Genomic DNA, 18,769 nt, shown 5'->3' on the forward strand with positions numbered 1-18,769 from the left:
CCAAGGTTGAGGGATAAGGCTTCGATTGTTTTCATGAACTTCATCTTTATCCAATATTTACAAGAATCTATCGTTAGATAGCTATGTTTCATCACCACAACCAGTAATACGAGATATAGGTGGAGTACTAGACTTTCAAACTGGCCTGCTAAGAACCCTGGCAAAACGGTCTTTCAATCGTAAGAATGGCGATTCGACCCAACGATAGGATGCAAACGCTAGAATAAGTGTCAGGACAAACCCGACTGCTTTTGATGCAAGCAGTGCCGTACCCGAAACTGGATGAAGAATGCTCTTCGCAAGCAGCAGACCTACGAGATGAAGTAGATAGAGGCCGTAACTAACTTTCCCCAGCTGCACGATCCAGGCGCCTGTGAATAATTTACTGCGGGTATAGAGGCAACCGTACAGCATTGCACCTGCGGCAAGCGAGATGATCAGACGTCCCGGAACCTCTCGCATACTGATCGGACCAGGCTGATCAGTCAACCATGCCGACGAGACGATCCATCCCACAATACCGCCGCTCACTAACAGCAGTCGCGCGGTAGCCGTCAGCTTCGGCAGCTGATCAGCGAACAGCGCTATCAGAATGCCCAGAGCCATCGAGTCACACCGTGCCGTGCTTCCGTAGTAGATGTAACCTCCACTAACACCCGCGAGCACAAAACCGATACGAAATGCCGTCGCAAGCAAAAACATGACTATCGCCGATATAATCAGGCCGCGACGCTCAAGCTTCTTCACAAGCAGTGGCCAGATCAGATAAAACTGCTCCTCAATCGAAACCGTCCACAAGGGAAAAACGATCGACTCAGGGCGTCCGAAGACCGCGTGCACCCAGTTGCCGACGAAAAGAAGATAGCCTGCGACGTAATACCACTGCAGCTTCTGGTTCACCATCGTGTGCGACAGCACGATGCCTATTCCAATCACAAGGAAATACAGCGGCCAGATGCGCAGGATTCTCCGTATATAAAAGGACTTGAGTGCAATATCACCCGTCTCCTCCCGTTCCCTCAATAAAAGTGAGGTAATCAGAAACGCGCTCAGAGCGAAGAACAGATCAACTCCCGCAGCACCCGCCTTGACGATCCCACCCCATAGCCACGGCATCGGCAGATGAAGGCCGTGATAGAAAGACGCCTCAAACGGTAGCGTGTGACACACAAAGACACCCAGGAACGCAAAAAACCGTAGGCCATCCAGCTCCGGCTGGTAGAAACGGCGCGAAACCAGCGCCTTCACTGGTGCAACTTCGCTTAGAACTTCTGCTGAGACACTCACAGTCTAGGCTCCTTCCGTCGCACTTGCGTTAGATCTATCTATTGGCAACTCATATGGGGAAACTTGTTGCCTTCGTTGAAAAGTAGAGTTATGCATCCTGTCGATAGAAGCGCAAACCACAGCAGAACTTACCGCACGCTGCTCGATCTGCACCCTGCGTGACGAGAGCACATCGTCGAAAACATCTTCCAGGCGCTGCGTCTGCCGTGCCAGGTTGAATTGTTCCAAAACGCGTCTCCGCCCGGCGAGACTAAAACGTTGCCAGAGTTCATCGTTCCCTATCAGCGTGAGGATCGCCTCTGCGAGTGCCTGTTGGTCACTCTCTGCAACTAGCAGTCCTGTCTGCCCATCCTTCACGGCCTCAGGTATCCCCCCACTTCGTGTACTGACAACCGGAAGTCCCATGGCCTGCGCCTCGATAAACACAATGCCAAAACCCTCCGCATCACCCGAAGCCGCGACCATGCTCGGGGCGCAGAAAACTTTCGCCCGGGCCATCCATTCCTGCACCACGGTGCTTGGCTGCGCCCCCAAAAATCGGCAGCGTACATGCCGAGCAGCAACCAGTGCCTCACAGTCCGCGCGCAGCGGACCATCTCCGATGACCACCAATTCGGCATCGGCGCAGCGACGTTGCACCTCAACCATCGCTTCAATGAGACGGTCGCAGCCTTTCTTCTCCACCAGGCGTCCTACAAACAAAACAACCGGTTCTCGCTGTCCCGTCGAAGGTGGCACGAACCGCTCCACATCCACTCCAATGAAGTGAACGATCGTGCGGTCCGCCGGATATCCGCGCTCAATCGCTCGTCCACGCACGTACTCCGAACATGCGACGAAGAGTGCACCTTCTTTCTGCAGCCCCGTGCGCCCCTTCAGATACTCACGCCCAAGCCGCGTTGCACCGAGCGCCTCATCGCTCATCGTCACGTCATAGCCGTGCAATGCAGTCACAAGCGGTACTCCAAGCTGCTTCGCAAGCCGCATAGCCGCATAGCCATCCAGGGCGAAATGGGCATAGACAAGCCGTGGCGACTGCCCCTTCAGCTGCGCAATCTCATCTTTGGTTGAACCGAAGTATCGGAAGCGCAGCTCTCTCAATCTTCCCAGCCGCCCACCGTCATCAGCCGTCCAGCTCTTGCTCTCAGGCACTTCCAGGCCAGCCACTCTACGCCAGCCGACGAAGTACGCTTCAAAACGACGCATCGCCGCTGCTTGTGTCGCGATAAACGTCTCAGACCGCGGCAGCAACTGAATGCGGAAAACAACGACTCCTTCTCTCAGACCGATCATGCGGCAATTCCTCCGATCTTCAGCACCTGGCGGTAAAGCTGCTCATACTGTGGTGCGATTTCGCTCCACGAAAACCGGCGTGTCGCCGCACGCGCCGCCTCTCCCATAGCTGCGGTGTCTTCCGGGGACATCATCAACACACGCTCTATAGATGCCGCAAGCTCCGTCGCATCGACGTCCGTCAGAAAGCCGCTCACTCCACTTTCAATCACATCTGGATGCGCACCTACCGCGGTCACCACAGGCACCGTCGCTGCGCTCATTGCTTCTATCGTCGACAGTCCAAACCCTTCATACGATGAAGCCGACACAAACATCTGAGCCCGCTCCAATAAGCGGTACAACTCTTCGCGGCTGGTTGCGCCATGGAAGCGCACGCGGCCACCTAACCCGAGCTCAACAGCGCGGTGCTCAAGCGAGGTACGCAGCCCAGAGTAATCCGCTCCCACCCACTCCAATCGCATCTGCGGATATCGATCCTTCAACGAAGCCATCGCCTCCAACACCTTGTGAACGCGCTTGTTCTCGGCCAGTCGCGAGATGCCCAATATCACGCCAGGTTCCACCTTCTTCTTCAGGCTCCAAAAGCGATCTATGTTGGCACCGTTCTCAATAAGGCGGATGCGCTGCCGCGGCACGATCTCCTCAAACTTTTCACGATCCTGCTGGCTCACGCACACCACTGCGCCCACACCACCCAGCGACATGCGCGTAACGGTGCTAAAGTACATCTGCTTGAAACGGCTTGCCCATTGCGTGTGGAAGATGCCTCCGTGCGTACTGACCACCAGGGGGATGCGGTGCAGCAAACGCAACAAGCTCAGATAATCCACGAAGAAGTCGATGGCATGAATATGCACCAGGTCGTAACCGCGAATCTCCGCGAGCGCTGCTGGAGCCACCGGATAACGTTTAGGCCCCCAGTGACGCATGCGCCGCACCGTCAACCCTGCCTCGATGGATCTCGCAGGAGCACTCGTTCCAGTTGCAAACAATGATCGAAGTGTCGCCACCCGCACGGTGTGCCCCTTTTGCTGCAAGGCACAGCTCAGCCCCTCCACCACGCTCTCTATTCCTCCCTCGGAAGGAAGAAACTGTCGCGTTAGTTGAAGTATCTTCATCGTGAGTGCACCAAGGGGCGTAGCGCCGGCCGTCGTGCTATCCAGTCCCGCAGGTAGCGGCGACGGCGACGGGGCAGCACCCACATCGCTAAGAAAATCGCATAGTCGCGGAGCGAAGCCTTGCCATGGCGCAAAACTTCAAAAAGCAGCATAGGAAAGGCACGCCACTCTCCTTGCTCTGAAGCCTCTGGGGCTATTTGATGAAGGACAAACCCCGTCAGCGCGCGGGGCGTAAAGAGGTGCCGGTCGCTGCGTACCCAGGCCAGAGAGTACCTCCAATTCGCCTTGCTGCTCACAGAGGCGCGTTCCTCCTCGATATAGTGAATAGCCATGACCTCATTCACAAATACGGCTTCGGCCCCTGGCAACCGCCCTACACGCAGCAGCCATTCCGTATCCTGATGCTTCAACTGACCGCTCTTAAAAGGCTGACCTAGCATGAGCGAGCGACGCACAAAGAACGTCGATGTCTGGATCGACCCTTCGCCGCGCGAAAGCGTACGGCGCGCCAAAAGATACTCGCAAATCGGCTCCCCCGGCTCCGGCATACGACGAGGCCACACATAGTCGTTACCCGGCGTGCGAGCGATAATCTTGCAGGTACCGATTACCACCGGCGCCGTCGATGCCGCAACTGCCTCAAGCTGTGCTTCGAGCTTACCCGGCAGCCATTCATCGTCATCATCGAGAAATGCAATCCATTTTCCCGAAGCCTCGGCCACCCCGCGATTACGCGCGTCGGATCCGCCAACACTCACTGGCAACGCGATCACACGTACACGACCGTCTTCTCGTGCCAACGTCTCAAGCGCATGCTCCGTGGCCAGGTCCTGTCCGTCGATAACAACCACCGCCTCAATCTCTCGCAGCGTCTGCGCCAGCACACTGCGCACCGCGCGTAGCAAAAGCTCTGGTCGTCCACGCGTTGGGATTACGGCCGACACAAGAACCATGGCTCAACCTCCTTCAGACTTTGGCTTGCAAAAATTAAATCGCGTTCGGACGTTCACAAACGCAGGACAAATCACGCACGTCGAGGCGCTGCCTCAAGCGCTTCAGCGATCGCGTAGTACGCGGGCTTAGGCTGACAATTTGCATCGAAAGGAAGTGGACGCACAGGCAAGCCGTCCTTGCGTGGACGGTATCCGGAGATCCATGTGAAGGAATCTGAAAGTCCCCATGTAATGACCCCCCTAACCGCAGGCTGCCGTAAGCTGGCGGTTAGAAATTTTCTATAGAGATCCGCAATTGCCTTGTCGCGTGCACCGACATCTACGGGAAGACTCGTATCCTGAATGTCCAGCTCCGTGATGAAGATCTTCATTCCCCGTTTCGCCAGCTCGCCAAGAAACACCTCGTAACTCGCGTCTCCCAGCACATTTGCCTGATCGCTTCGCAGATGAGCCTCTAGGCCAATCCCATGAATCGGAACTCCCCGTGCCAGCAGCCCGTCAAGCTGACTGAGCATTGCTTTCCGTTTCGCATCGCCAAAACCATTGGATACTTCGAGATAGTTTTCGTTCCAAACCAGAAGAGCCTTCGGGTCGGCTGCGGCTGTCGCGCGGAATGCCTGTTCGATATAGTCGACGCCGATGTCCTGCAGCCAGGGGCTGGCCCGCAGACCATCCGGACGTTGACTGCCCGGATCAAGCGCCTCATTCACCACGTCCCAGGAATAAAGCTTTCCTGCGAAGTGTCCAGCGACTGCATGAATATGATCCAGCATCATAGTCTTGGCAGTTTCCGGTGAGATCTTCTGTTTCACCCATGCGGGCAGAGAATCATGCCACACCAGCGTATGCCCACGCACCTTGATGCGATTAGCCGCACAGAACGCCACAAACTGATCGGCATTACTAAAATCGTATTCACCTGCTTGGTGGCTCAACGAGTCCCACTTCATGTGCAACTCTGGCGTTGCAATATCGCACTGCGATAAAAACAGCTCTTTATAGGCTGGCGACTGATTGAAGTACTTCAGCGCGAGGCATGAGCCAAACATCAATCTCTTCTGATCAGCCAGCTCCTTCAGAGGGGCCACCGCAGCCTGCGCCCTGGCCTCCAACGAAGCCCACCCCGCCATCGCGGACACGCCCAGCACTTTAACAAAATCTCTGCGATTCATTCCCATGGTGTCTCCTGTAGAGCTCGCCGCATATCGCAGAATCATCCTCTCCTTGGTTTGAACGTATCCATGACCTTCCACCCGAGACAGAGCCAATCAGTCTTTCGCAGAGCGGTCTCAGAGCCACGCCTTTAGAATCCTTCCCTACGCCTCTCCTGACACCCTGGCGTTCAGCCTTCCCCCTTTGCGTACAAAATCCATCGCCAGCAGCATCACAACGTACCAAGGCTCTATCAGATACCGACCGAAGAGCCGGCGTGGCTCACTTACCAGCCGGAAAGCCCACTCCAATCCCAGCCGCCCCGCCCAGCGCGGTGGCGTCGGCACCGCACCGGCGACGTAATCGATAGCTGCGCCATTCGAAGCCAAAATCACATGCGTATCGAGGCGAGCAAAGTTTTCCAGAGTCCAGAACTCCTGCCGAGGCATTCCCATCCCTACCATCAAAAGATCGGGCTTGTAGGCATTGATCCGTTGCACCACTGCTTCATTCTCGGAACTACCCGGACGAGCATCGAAGTATCCGTTGCTTACTTCGATCTGCAATCCGGGGTACATTCTGCGTAACTCTGCAGCGCCCTTTTCTGCAACGCCATCCGGCGAACCAAGATTGAACACACGCCACCGCTTCCGAGCAGCCATCTCCATCAGAGGATGCATCCAGTCCGCCAGCGTCACTCTCTGTTCGCGCTCCAGAGCATAGCCGTAAAGCTTTCCCAGTGCGATGAGCGGCATTCCATCAATGAATGTCCAATGTGCGTTCTTATAGAACTCGCGCAGTCTCGGCTTCCGATGAAACAAATACACGCTATGCAGATTATGGTTTGTGATAATCCACTTCCTGCGCTCTAAAACGCCTTGCTCGACCACCGCCGTCAGTTCCGGTGATGACATGGGATTCAGGGTTAATCCCAAAAAGGAAATTTCACGGCTGCCCGCCTGCCGCACAGACTGAGCAGGACCGGAACTCTCGTGATTGTTTCCCTGTACTTCGGCCCGCCTACTGCTGCCACTTACACTGGGAAGTTCGGATAGAGTGTCATATCTATGCATAATGGCAAGGACTCTGGACAACAGCCTAGGTCAGGCCCACCGATCCGACAATGAAGAGAATCACCTGAACCGTACTTCTCATATGGACAAAGTCCGCACATGCACCAAACATGAACCCATAAAATCAGGGCTTTCCACCTAAACCAAATGGTATGTACGACTTAGAACCTCACACATCTAGCCATTGATGGGAATGCTCCTAAACATTAAACAGTTGCCATCTCAACATTCTTCTCATGCCCTCGTGGCAGCGCGAACAGTGTCTGGTCAGACTCCGAAAACTGCTGCGTCATCAGCCATTCACGGAACTTCGGTCCGAGTTCATTGTGCTTTAGCGCGAACTCGACGGTTGCCTTCAGGAACCCGAGTTTGTCGCCCGCATCGTGACGCTTGCCCTCGTAGCTGAAGCCGTAGACCTTCTCATACTGCAGCAGTGCCTTGATGGCGTCGGTAAGCTGCAATTCGCCGCCCGCACCGGGCTTGGTCTTCTCGATCATCTCGAAGATGCGCGGCGTAAGAATGTAGCGACCGATGATCGCGTTCAGGCTCGGGGCGTCTTCGGGCTTCGGCTTTTCGACCATATTCTTCACATCGAGCAACTGCGGATTCTTCAGGTCAGTTATGCAGTCCAGGCAACCGTAGTGACTGATCGCTTCGCGCTCCACAACCTCTGAGCCCAGGATGGAGGACTGAGTTTCGTGGAAGGCCTCCACCATCTGTTTCATGCACGGAACGCTGGAATCCACGATGTCATCGGGAAGGATTACAGCAAAGGGCTCATCGCCGACAAGGTACTTGGCCTGCAGTACGGCATGGCCCAGACCCAGCGGCTCAGGCTGCCGCGTGTAGACAATGCGGGCGAGTTTTGTCACCGACTGCGCGATCTCCAGTAATGCCGGCCGGTGGCGCGCCGTCAGCGAGGCCTCCAGCTCCGGCGATTTGTCGAAGTGGTCTTCCATCGTCGCCTTATTGCGTCCGGTAACGATAATGATCTCAGTGCACCCAGCGGCAACCGCCTCTTCCACGGCGTACTGGATCAGGGGCTTGTCGACCAGCGGCAGCATCTCTTTGGGAGTTGCTTTAGTGGCGGGAAGAAATCGAGTACCCATGCCTGCCGCCGGAATCACAGCCTTGCGGATTTTCAGAAAAGCCATCTATCCTCCAATCTATTCATTTCAAGCTCACAGAACTTTATGGTTCTGCCCTTCATTAAGCCCTTGCAGCGCCAAAACATTCAGCTCCGACAATGACTTAGGTTGTATAGCCATCCCACCCCAAAAACCTCTCCATCGATTCCTACCATCCAGAAGTAAAAGGATTCGAATTGAACTGACTAGCTTTGGGCGCATCGTTCTCGTAGCTGTTGTTTATGTGGCGAAGAGTAGACATAGATTCGTATGCCCACATGGCTTTGAATTGGGCTTTCGAGCACGATATTAGGTTCAACGAATATTCCCGACAATGAAGAGAAATACTGGAACCGGACTTCCTATATCAGTCAGTGGGGTCCTGGCTTATGTCAAGGAGTAACAATGATTACTCACAGCTAACGCACTTTCAGCATGTTCATCAACCAATGCCGAAAACGATCTAGAAGTCTTAGCACTAAAGTCCTATATGCCGTTCGCAAAAATCCTCATAGGATGAATGGAATGCAATTTTCTATACCAATTCAATGATCCTGGCGTGTGTTACACAGCAAAAATCATTGAATCGATATAGTTGAAGTCTGCTAGCGGTAAAGGTTTTCTTCGTGGCAAGCGATAGCATCTGATGCCCTCTATGCGCCAAAAACGCTCTAAGAAACATCCATATTGTTGTCTAACCCGCGGGACGCAGACTTCCCTAACAAAAGCCACACAGCTTCACTCCGATTCGTAGCCGACGCTCCAAACAATTAGTTCAGAAGCGTGCCAGATAATGCGACAAGCAACACACGATAGTGAATTACTATGCCTTTCCGCCTCTGGCGCCCAGGCATGTTTTCAGATAGGTTGAGGAGAAATATGTGCATTTTTGGCCTGAGGGAGAGTGACCTTGTCGAAGTCTGAGACCAATTTCATATTCGATGTGGTACGCAGACTGGCCCCCATCCGCAGCCTTCCAACAACGTCACGCAGGACGCTTTTGGGCGGGCTGGGCGCCACGATGGCGCTTCCTCTACTTCCCGCGATCACGCTGCTTGAGAGCGCCTCCACGGTGACAGCCGAAGCCGAAACGACTCCCCAGTCAGTGCCGATCAGGCCGCAACCGGTGCCGACGGCTGTGCAGACGGTGGCGACTGCCCAGATCTCGACTACGGCAACGAGTGTACTGCCGAACTACTTCATGGGCCTTTCCTACGAGAAAGGCGACTTCGTGACAGAGCTGCTGTTCACAGGAAGTAACTTGCAGCTTGCCGGGCTATTTAACCGGCTGGGAAATGGAGTGCTGCGCATTGGGGGCAACTCCGTCGACACGACGGTGTGGAACGCAAATGGCGAAGGCAATACGGCCGGCCAGGTCGCTCCTGCTGATATAGAGAACCTTGCCCAGTTTATGGCGCTGACGAACTGGAAGCTGCTGTACGCGCTCAATCTAGCTACGTCGACGCCGGCGTTAGCTGCCGCTGAGGCAGCGTATGTCCAGTCAGTGCTGGGGAACGTGCTGCTTGGTTTCGAGATTGGCAATGAGCCGGATGAGTATGGGCTCAGCTACTTTCCGACAGGTTGGAATCTGACTGCGTTTGAAACGCTGTGGGAGCAGTTCCGCTCGGCGATTGTTGAGGCAGTTCCGGCTGCAGTGATCACAGGCCCAGCTACAGCGGGAAATATAACGACGTGGACGGCTCCATTTGTGATGGGACCGAATGGCGGGCAGATCGCAGTATTGACGCAGCATTACTATCGCGGAAATGGCCACTCGGTGAATGCGACGGTGGCGAATCTGGTGTCGGCGGATAACACGATTGTGGCAGACTGTGTGGCACTGAAGTCGTCGGTGGCAGGAGTGAAGATTCCGTTTCGCTTTGCGGAGACGAACTCATACCTGTACGGCGGGTCTCCCGGTGTAAGCAATGCGTATGCCTCGGCGCTCTGGGCAATCGACCACCTGTTTCACATTGCGTATGGCGGAGGCAGCGGCGTAAACATGCAGGGCGGCGACGATGCCTACTACACGCCGATTGAAAACGACAACTCTGTAATTGTGCAGGCGCAGCCGGAGTACTACGGACTGCTGTTCTTTTCGCTGGCGGGACAAGGAGAACTGCTGCCGACGAAGTTTTCGGTGGCAAATTTCAACGCGACGATCTATGCGGTGCGGACGGCAACCGGTGGCTTGAATATCGTGATGGTAAATAAAGAAGTGTTTCAGAGCCTGAAGATCACGATCGACTGCAACCAACAGGTGAACGCAGCGGATTTGATTGAACTGCAAGGAAGTTCGCTGAGCGCGACTTCCGGACAGACGATCCAGGGCTACTCCGTGACGGTGGATGGGTCGTTTATTCCAGGGCCAACTTCTGGCTTGCCGTATGCTCCGGAGAATATCTCTTCTTCGTGGGTCACGTGCTATGTGCCGGCAATTTCGGCGGTGCTGTTGCGGGTGTCGTAAAGCAGACTGTGCGGCGCTGAATAAAAATTTGCGAAGAGGTGGGATCTTCGCAGGGCTCTCTCGCCCCCTATATCAACGATCTGGCGCTGACGGCGCTCACGTCTAGGGGCGCTGGTGCTCACAAGCATAGGTGCCTGCTCTTCCCTAACGTGATACAGCCCATCTGGCGGTCGCCTTCATTCGCGCCTGCAGAGATGCCGGAGTGTCAGATTTTCTCTACCTGATCTTCGCCAACACTACAGCGGCGTTCTCAGAATGAACAGTGTAGATCTCCCCCTGCAAAGCTACTCGGTCACTCAGACCCGCACATGACCGACCACTACACCCACAACAGCCGTTCCGGTTGGACGCGGCCAAGCGTCTTGACCCTTTCCTCACGCTGGCGCCCCTCGGACTCAGCTCCTGAATCAAGCCAGCGGGTCAATCAAATCTGAGCTAAAAGCGGTATCTGCGGGGTGGAGGTGGGCGCCTTCCTGCTGAAACACGATGTAGCTCTGAGTAAGTACAACAGCGAGCGGGCTGAAACTCCCTTGATTGCGGAATCTCATAGCGGTGAACCGGAAATAGAATGGCGACCAACCGCCTCATTCGACAGTGCTTATACGGCAAGGAAAAAACCATCCTCAAATAAGGAAAAATCAATTGCCTAAAACCTCGTCCTCGCGAGAGGGTTCTCGCCGACCGTAGAGCGAGGTTGTACCGGAACGTCTGCGAGGCAGATCGGAACATCCGACTATCGTCTCCCCGGCCTGATGTGCAAGTGCCAGAACCGTGGACAGCCAGGTTCAGCAACAACTGTGTTGCGAGGCCTAGGCGTAGATGCCCCATTCGTTAATCGATCCATAACAGTTGAAGTTTGAGAGGCGAGATGAACCTGTCCAAGATGATCGTCAGAATCATTCAGTACCTTCGCGCAAGAGACAAGGAACGCGTCGATGCCGTTCAGCGCACGAGATATCTTTCGACACGGCTCGGATTCGCTTTGCTGACAGCCATGTGCATTGCAAGCCCATCGACCTTGATGATGGCGCAAACAGCCGGCTCTCCAATACCCCTGGTCGATTTCAATGCCGCGACCAGTTCCGGAGTCCAGACCAATGGAAAGGTTCTCGGACCGGGCCTCTACTTTGGCCAACTAGCCATGGAGGCAGAAGGGCGTCAAGCTGTCATCATGGTAGGGCAGGCGCAATATGTGTCGTTCACGCTGACCTCGCCAGCCAACGCAATCACAGTACACTACGCAATTCCAGATGCCCCGGCAGGAAACGGGCTCACGGAGCCTCTCAGTCTTTATGTCAACAATCAATTCACAACTTCGTTGTCGTTGACTTCGGCCTATAGCTGGCTGTATGGCGCCTACCCATACAGCAAGACACCGACTATCGGAACCGATCGTACACAGGCGCCGCACGATTTCTACAACGATGTACGCTACATGTTCTCGTCTACTCTGCCCAAAGGAACAGTGGTCAAGCTTCAGGTTGATTCAGGCGACAATGCTCCGTGGTACATCATCAACACCGCAGACTTCGAAACCGTGCCGTCGGCCATTGCTCAGCCGGCCAACTCCATTAACGTCACGCAGGCTCCGTATAACGCAGACGACACTGGTGGCAACGACGTAACGTCTGCGCTGCAGAGCGCTATAAACGCTGGGTCTTCCTCTGGACAAATCATCTATTTGCCAACGGGAACCTACAAAGTTTCCTCTCCTCTTTCGGTCAACAATGTGACCGTCGAGGGTGCCGGCGAGTGGTACACAATGCTCACAGGAAGCGACGTCGGGTTTACAGGTAACGAAAATCCGACCAGCACTAATGTGAATATTTCCAATCTCGCCCTCTTTGATAACGCAACAATACGAGATAACAGCACTAGTGCGGATACTGGGTTCAACGGCGGCTTCAGCAACTCAATGATCTCCGATGTCTGGATCCAAAACGAAAAGTCCGGCATGTTCGTGCTCGGACCAACCACCGGGCTTACCCTGAACGGTCTGCGGATCATGGATTTGAAGGCTGACGGTATCAATTTCTGGGCTCAGGATGGCGCGATCACCAACTCAACAATCGAGAACAGCTACATCCGCAACTCTCAGGACGACAGCATCGCCCTGTTTGCACAGCCCTACGCCGACACAGGAATTACCGTAAATCAGAACACGGTCATCTCCCCCGGCCTGGCAAATGCCATCGCTGTGTATGGCTCCGGAAGCGGTGACATGATCACGAATAACCTGCTGATGGATCCAGTCCAGGCAGGCAGTTGTATTAATGACGGATTGCGGTTTAGCGCAATCGCCAATAGCGGCACACTGACCATCCAGGGCAATACGCTTCAACAGTGCGGCATGTTTGATCCCGGCTTTTTCTTCGGATGGGGAGCGATCTGGTTCTACCCGGAGGACGGCAACATCGCCGCGACGGAAAACATCAGCAACAACACGATTGAAGATAGCCCTTATTCGGCCTATATGTTCCTGGGACCCAATTCCACGACTGGCGTCAACATCAGCAACGACACCATCACGAATGTCGGAACATACGTCGTTCACACGCAAGGTGATGGTGCTGCCTCCATCTCCAGTACCTCGGCAAGCGGAGTAACGGATGGAGGCTATCTTAACCTTGGCTGCTCCTGGAGCTTCAATCTCACTACGGAAAGCGACACAGGATGGTCTTCGTCTTCTGAAAACTGCAATATCCCTGCGGCGAATCCGCTGTGGGTGTATCCGGATGTAGCCACATTCCAGACGACGCAGGGCGCTACTGTTACCCAGAAGATTGCTGTCTACAACGCGTCCTACCAGACGACAACGCTTGGTGCTATCACGGCGTCGAGCGGCTTTACGGTCTCTGCCGATGCCAGCAATCCGTGCGGCAGCTCGCTGCAGGGCGCTGTGAATGGTGGATCAAGCGAGCCGGGTTACTGCCTTGTCGATGTCACTTTCGGTGCATCTGCATCAGGAATTACAACAGGCACGCTTACCATCCCCAGCAGTGCACCAAACAGTCCAGCAGCTATCATGCTCGTCGGCAGCACCGGAGGAAACTCCATCGCCTCCACCCCCACAGTCACTCCCACCAGCCTCTCCTTCGGCAACATCCCAGTAGGAACAACTTCAACCGCACTGACCGTAACTCTGAGCAATCCGATTGGAGCTGCGGCTACGTCCGTCAGCATCGTGGCGAGCAACAGCTTCTCTGAAACGAACAACTGCGGCAGCACATTGGCAGCCGGCGCTTCATGCACGATCTCCGTGACCTTTACTGCGCCATCCGTTGGGGTGGTGTCCGGCGTATTGTCCATCACCAACAGCGAGACCAGTTCCCCGCTCACCGTCCCTCTCTCCGGCACCGGCACAAGTGCGCCAACAGCCCCCACGGGATTGAGCGCAGCTCCGGCGGGAAGCGGTGTCATTGCGCTCTCGTGGACTGCGAGTACTGGTACGGCCCCGATCACCTATAACGTGTATCGCGGCACGGCATCGGGCGGCGAAAGCACAACGCCTATCACGACGGGCGTGAATGCGACCACGTATGCAGATACGAGCGTCAGCCCCGGATCGACCTACTACTACAAGATCTCCGCAACCAATTCCATTGGTTCCAGCGGCACATCCGCAGAGGCATCCGCGACTGCTGAGAGCGCAGTTGTGCAGATCGATGCGGGTGGCGGAGCAACAGGCACCTTTGCTGCCGACGAGTACTTCAGCACGGGGACCGAATTCACAACGTCATCGACGGTAAGCACTGCCGATGTAATCAACCCTGCTCCCGAAGCGGTATACCAATCCGTCCGGTGGGCGCCATCCTTTACCTACACAGTCCCCGGCCTTAGCGCAGGCGCAAGCTATACAGTGAGGCTGCACTTCGCAGAATTGAGTTTTTCGGGGGCTGGAGAGCGCGTCTTCAACGTCGCCATCAACGGCACTACCGTGCTGAACAATTTCGACGTCTTCGCTGCGTCCGGCGGTGAGAACGTTGCCCTCGTTGAACAGTTCAACACAACCGCAACCAGTTCCGGCAACATCGTCATCAGCTTCACGCAAGGGACTGCCGATAATCCCGACATTGCAGGCATCGAAGTCCTGAGCGCGGGTAGCGTCACCAGGACCGCGCCCTCGGTTCCAGCCGGACTGAGCGCATCTTCGGGCAATGCCTCCGTGGCTCTTACGTGGTCGGCCAGCACAGGCACGGCGCCGATCACCTACAACGTCTATCGCGGAACCTCATCGGGCGGTGAAAGCACAACGCCCATTGCAACAAGCATCTCTTCCACCAGCTATACCGACAGCGGACTGACCAACGGAACCACCTATTACTACAAGGTGTCGTCAACCAATTCGGTTGCCACTAGTGCACAATCCGCAGAGGCATCAGCCAAACCCCAATCAACCAGTACGGCACCCAGTGTTCCTGCGGGCTTGACGGCAGCAGCCGGCAACACCTCTGTAGCACTCTCCTGGTCCGCCAGCACAGGCACGACGCCGATCACCTACAACGTTTATCGCGGAACCTCATCGGGCGGTGAAAGCACAACACCCATTGCAACAAGCGTCTCTTCCACGAGCTATACCGACAGCGGACTGACCAACGGAACCACCTATTACTACAAGGTGTCATCAACTAATTCAGTCACAACAAGCGCGCAATCAGCAGAGGCATCGGCTACCCCGACAGTAGCCAGCAATGCATTGGTGCAAATCAACGCGGGCGGCGCGGCGGTTTCGCCATTCATTGCTGATACGGACTTCAATAACGGCAATGTGTCCTCCACGACAACAGCAGTCAGCACTGCCGGAATAACGAACGCCGCGCCGCAGGCCGTCTATCAGTCTGTGCGGTGGGCTCCCGCATTTACCTACATCGTGCCCGGACTCACCCCTGGGTCAAGCTATACGGTACGCCTGCATTTCGCAGAGCTCACTTTCGCAGCATCCGGAGAGCGCATCTTCAACGTCGCGATCAACGGAACCACCGTCCTGAACAACTTCGATATCTATGCAATCGCGGGCGCCCAATATAAGGCGGTCGTCGAGCAGTTCACAGCAACCGCCGATGCTCTGGGGCAGATCACCATCAGCTTTACGCAGGGTTCGGCAGACAATCCCGAAGTCGCAGGCATTGAAATCCTGGGATCAGGCACTCTCGGCCAATCCTTATCGGATGTGCTCGAAATTGATGCGGGCAGCGGCACCGCGATATCGCCCTTTGTCGCGGATGAGGACTTCAACACCGGCAACGAGTGCAGTAGCAGTGCTACGATCACGACCACCAACACTTCCACACCTGCGCCGGCAGCCGTCTATCAAACGTGTCGCTGGGCCTCGTCGTTCACGTATACGATTCCCGGCCTTTCCGCAGGCGCGACGTACGCAGTGCGTCTGCACTTTGCAGAGCTGACCTTCAGCGGTGCGGGAGAGCGCGCGTTCAATGTAGCAATCAATGGCACCGCTGAGCTCAACAACTTCGATATTTACGCGACGAGTGGAGCAGCAAATCAGGCCATCACAGAGCAGTTCGATGCGGCTGCAAGCAGTGCAGGCCAAATTGTCATTGCCTTCACCGCGGGCTCTGCCGACAACCCCGAGGTAAATGGAATCGAGGTTCTCCAATAGTTCTTGAATAAGAGCCGGGGCTCGGCGATGCCGAGCCCCGGATAGCCAAAGAACTGTAGCGCTTCTGACTGAATAGAATCAACGCAATGCCATCCCACAAATCTAGAAATCATGGGAGACCCATCTCTAGATTTCTCTGATTACCCCGTACCCACGAGAGCGCATTTATGTCATTCGCACCCGATACACCCCACCCATTCAAAGAATGGGACATTATGTCCGCTGACGCAGCCCACATGCTTTGCAATTCCGTCAGTGATCCAGGTCGAGGCTATAGAGATTACTGGTGCCCACCCTCGGCAGGATGAGCGGTTCGTTGTTCGGGGTCAGACCGGAGAAGAAGTAGTTCTCTGCATCCTTCAGCCGGGTGTCGGAGAGATCGGCGATCACCTGCGCTTCCCCTGTCGGCATGCTGATGCGAAGAATCGGCTGTTCGTCGGCCAGGAATGCATGGACATAAAGTGCCTTGCTGTCCCGGCTCCAAACTGGATCGGCGGCACTGGTCTCAGCCAACAGACTCCAGGTGCGAGTATGCCAGTTGTAAAGCATCACTTTCCTCTGATCGAGGGATAAGGCTGCGATCCATTGCCCGTCCGGGGACCATCTTGGACTGAACAACCCCTCGGACCCTGGGAGCACTTCTATCTTCCCGCTCTGTACGTCGAGCAGATAGATTTCGCGTGGCCCAGCCTCTTTCCCCATCAGGTCAGGTTCCCGACCAAATACGATCTGCTTCCCGTCAGGAGACCAAGTTGGATCCGCAGCATTGTGATTTTCGTTGAGCAGTGGCGTAAGCTGGCTGCCGGTCGCGCTTTCGAGATAAATGGACCACGGATGCCCTCGTCTTCTCGCCATCAGTGCGAGCCTGGTCCCATCAGGAGACCAGTGCGCTGCAAACACCTCGTACTCGGGCGGCGCCAGCTGCAGTCGATCAGAACCGTCCCAGGCATGGGCTCTCCAGAGTCCTCCGTCAGAATCAGTCCATACAATCGACGAGCCATCAGGTGAGTATTCGACTCGCGTCGCACCCCGCAGGAAGGATCGTTCCGGAAGGAAAGCATGTTGTTTTTGATCAAATCGCTGCAATTCATTCGATACATCCGATCCTAAAAAGAAGATCCGGCGTCCTGAGCGCGCAGCAATGGGGGAGAAATAATGAATAGGCCCTTGCGTCAGACGTTCGAGCCGCGAGCGTCCGAAAGAATGGCTGAGCTCCCACAGATCGCTCCCATGCTCCCGATAAGCCTGAAACACATAGCTCTTACCATCGGGGGTCCAGACTCCGCAGCACATAGGGCTGTGATCGCTGCCGAATCCTGGCAGAGCATGTGCGCTGCTGGAGCCGCTCGCCATCTCCCAAAGAGAACTGGTGTGCGTCATCGGATCCATCATCGTGAACCGTAGCAGCTTTCCATCCGGCGACCAGCGGGGCCAGAACGCTCTTCCAGGCAGAGTGCTGAGACGGATCGACTCGCCGTCTGACATGCGAACCAGAGAAAGATCATTCCCAGAGGCGTAAAGAATACTCGCACCGTCCGGCATCCACGTGGCAGCATGGGCCAGAATGTTTCCCACTCGAAAGGCACTTCCGCCTGCAGTGGGGGCTATCCACAAAGGCTGTTCAGTCGCCGAAGTGAGACGGCTCAGAAGCAGTAACTTACTGCCATCTCTTGAGACATCGGCAATCGACACTGGTGCCAGTTCCTGGGGGAGCGGCACAGGACGGAGATCGCCGGTACCGATAGGAATAGCCGCCAGTTGTGGTTTGCCGTTGACGCGCGCCGTGGCAAAGATAGAGGCGCCGTCCGTGGCCAGACTCGGTAAATTCTCCTGATTTGGAGGCCCCTCCGAGATAGGACTGTCATCTGTGATCTGATCGATCTCCGGACTTGCCGGTGCGGATTGGCGTGCCAGGAGCCATATAAGAAGAATGAATTGCCCCAAAATGACCGCAAATAGCGCGACTACGCGATATCTCGAAGACCGGGTTTCGGGAATCAAAGGCAAGCCGGTCCGCTGAGGCATAGCGGATTCTTCAACGGGACGAGTAACTACTGCGGAGTCCTCATCCGTCTCTGACAGACGGTCACCCATGTTGGTTGTGGGTAGAAGGCTGCGCGCGGGGCCCGTGAGGGTCGTGACTGTTGCGACAAACCGATATCCCCGCTTCGGGAGCGTCTCTATGTACCTTGGGCTTTCTGCCGAATCACCCAGTGCATCCCGAATTTTGTTGATCGCTCCGGCAATGGCACGTTCGAAATCGACGTTTGTATCCTTGCCCCACAGTCTGTCCTGAAGCTCTTCCTTGGATACCACTTCGCCGGGCTTCTCGAGCAAAGTGCAAAGGACCTTAAAGGGTTGTGCCGGCAAATGGATCCGCAGGCTGCCCTTCCACAGTTCTCCCGATTGCAGATCCGCCTCGAAGCGCCCAAAGGCAATACGATTTGTCTCCTGGAGAACCGCCACAGTGAATCCTTTTTCAGCGAGCAAACTGGGAACGCTCAATCACGCGCCAGTATAAACGTAATTGTTAATACCCTCAATCTAGGAGGCTTAGGCATCAATAAAAAATCAAGACACAAAGAGGGCGAAATCCATTGCTTCAAACCACCCCAGGGGTCGAGCGTCTCAATCGTCCTCCCGGTAGTGGGTATTACGCGCCTGCAAAAAGCAACA

At 55.4% G+C, this 18,769-nt stretch carries 10 protein-coding genes; 2 read left to right on the forward strand and 8 right to left on the reverse strand.

Translation table 11 applies throughout. The features are described 5' to 3' along the window. Window positions 1-135: 135 nt before the first annotated feature. From GSQ91_RS20825 to galU, 7 genes are all read right to left on the reverse strand, one after another. Window positions 136-1,287: an acyltransferase gene (locus tag GSQ91_RS20825; protein ID WP_158823667.1), complete on the reverse strand. Its 1,152-nt coding sequence runs from the start codon at window positions 1,285-1,287 to the stop codon at window positions 136-138. A 3-nt stretch (window positions 1,288-1,290) separates the two neighbouring features. Next, window positions 1,291-2,580: a glycosyltransferase gene (locus GSQ91_RS20830; protein ID WP_158823668.1), complete on the reverse strand. Its 1,290-nt coding sequence runs from the start codon at window positions 2,578-2,580 to the stop codon at window positions 1,291-1,293. Beyond that, entirely contained in the window at window positions 2,577-3,701 is a 1,125-nt protein-coding gene (locus tag GSQ91_RS20835; protein ID WP_158823669.1) for a glycosyltransferase family 4 protein, read from the reverse strand. Before GSQ91_RS20835 ends, GSQ91_RS20830 begins: the two co-directional genes overlap by 4 nt. After that, on the reverse strand, window positions 3,698-4,654 hold the full coding sequence (locus GSQ91_RS20840; RefSeq protein WP_158823670.1) for a glycosyltransferase family 2 protein: 957 nt from the start codon (window positions 4,652-4,654) through the stop codon (window positions 3,698-3,700). The genes GSQ91_RS20835 and GSQ91_RS20840 overlap by 4 nt, the downstream gene beginning before the upstream one ends. A 71-nt stretch (window positions 4,655-4,725) precedes the next feature. Continuing rightward, complete coding sequence (locus GSQ91_RS20845; protein ID WP_158823671.1) at window positions 4,726-5,826, reverse strand: endo-1,4-beta-xylanase; 1,101 nt, start codon at window positions 5,824-5,826, stop codon at window positions 4,726-4,728. Between the two features lie 144 nt (window positions 5,827-5,970). After that, a complete protein-coding gene (locus GSQ91_RS20850; RefSeq protein ID WP_254064775.1) occupies window positions 5,971-6,720 on the reverse strand; it encodes a WecB/TagA/CpsF family glycosyltransferase in 750 nt (249 codons plus the stop codon). 365 nt (window positions 6,721-7,085) lie between these two features. Next, on the reverse strand, window positions 7,086-8,033 hold the full coding sequence (gene galU, locus GSQ91_RS20855) for a UTP--glucose-1-phosphate uridylyltransferase GalU (RefSeq protein ID WP_158823673.1): 948 nt from the start codon (window positions 8,031-8,033) through the stop codon (window positions 7,086-7,088). 883 nt (window positions 8,034-8,916) lie between these two features. On the opposite strand from galU, the gene GSQ91_RS20860 reads away from it, so the two are divergent. Both GSQ91_RS20860 and GSQ91_RS20865 read left to right on the forward strand, forming a co-directional pair. Beyond that, window positions 8,917-10,473 carry a hypothetical protein gene (locus GSQ91_RS20860; RefSeq protein ID WP_158823674.1) on the forward strand — a complete coding sequence of 519 codons (1,557 nt, stop codon included), beginning with the start codon at window positions 8,917-8,919 and terminating at the stop codon, window positions 10,471-10,473. 868 nt (window positions 10,474-11,341) lie between these two features. Beyond that, window positions 11,342-16,093 carry a malectin domain-containing carbohydrate-binding protein gene (locus tag GSQ91_RS20865; RefSeq protein ID WP_158823675.1) on the forward strand — a complete coding sequence of 1,584 codons (4,752 nt, stop codon included), beginning with the start codon at window positions 11,342-11,344 and terminating at the stop codon, window positions 16,091-16,093. Between the two features lie 252 nt (window positions 16,094-16,345). Here the strand turns inward: GSQ91_RS20865 and GSQ91_RS20870 are convergent, their stop codons facing one another. Then, window positions 16,346-18,559, reverse strand: coding sequence for a winged helix-turn-helix domain-containing protein (locus GSQ91_RS20870; protein ID WP_254064777.1), 2,214 nt, complete (start codon window positions 18,557-18,559; stop codon window positions 16,346-16,348). Window positions 18,560-18,769: the final 210 nt, after the last annotated feature.

The sequence above is a fragment of the Granulicella sp. S156 genome, from assembly GCF_009766105.1.
Taxonomy (GTDB): Bacteria; Acidobacteriota; Terriglobia; order Terriglobales; family Acidobacteriaceae; genus Granulicella.

Excerpts from the sequence above, each read along its gene's own strand:
- GSQ91_RS20840 (WP_158823670.1), bottom strand. The coding sequence starts at position 4,654 with ATGGTTCTTGTGTCGGCCGTAATCCCAACGCGTGGACGACCAGAGCTT.
- galU (WP_158823673.1), bottom strand. The coding sequence starts at position 8,033 with ATGGCTTTTCTGAAAATCCGCAAGGCTGTGATTCCGGCGGCAGGCATG.
- GSQ91_RS20830 (WP_158823668.1), bottom strand. The coding sequence starts at position 2,580 with ATGATCGGTCTGAGAGAAGGAGTCGTTGTTTTCCGCATTCAGTTGCTG.
- GSQ91_RS20850 (WP_254064775.1), bottom strand. The coding sequence starts at position 6,720 with ATGTCATCACCGGAACTGACGGCGGTGGTCGAGCAAGGCGTTTTAGAG.
- GSQ91_RS20865 (WP_158823675.1), top strand. The coding sequence starts at position 11,342 with ATGAACCTGTCCAAGATGATCGTCAGAATCATTCAGTACCTTCGCGCA.
- GSQ91_RS20845 (WP_158823671.1), bottom strand. The coding sequence starts at position 5,826 with ATGAATCGCAGAGATTTTGTTAAAGTGCTGGGCGTGTCCGCGATGGCG.
- GSQ91_RS20835 (WP_158823669.1), bottom strand. The coding sequence starts at position 3,701 with ATGAAGATACTTCAACTAACGCGACAGTTTCTTCCTTCCGAGGGAGGA.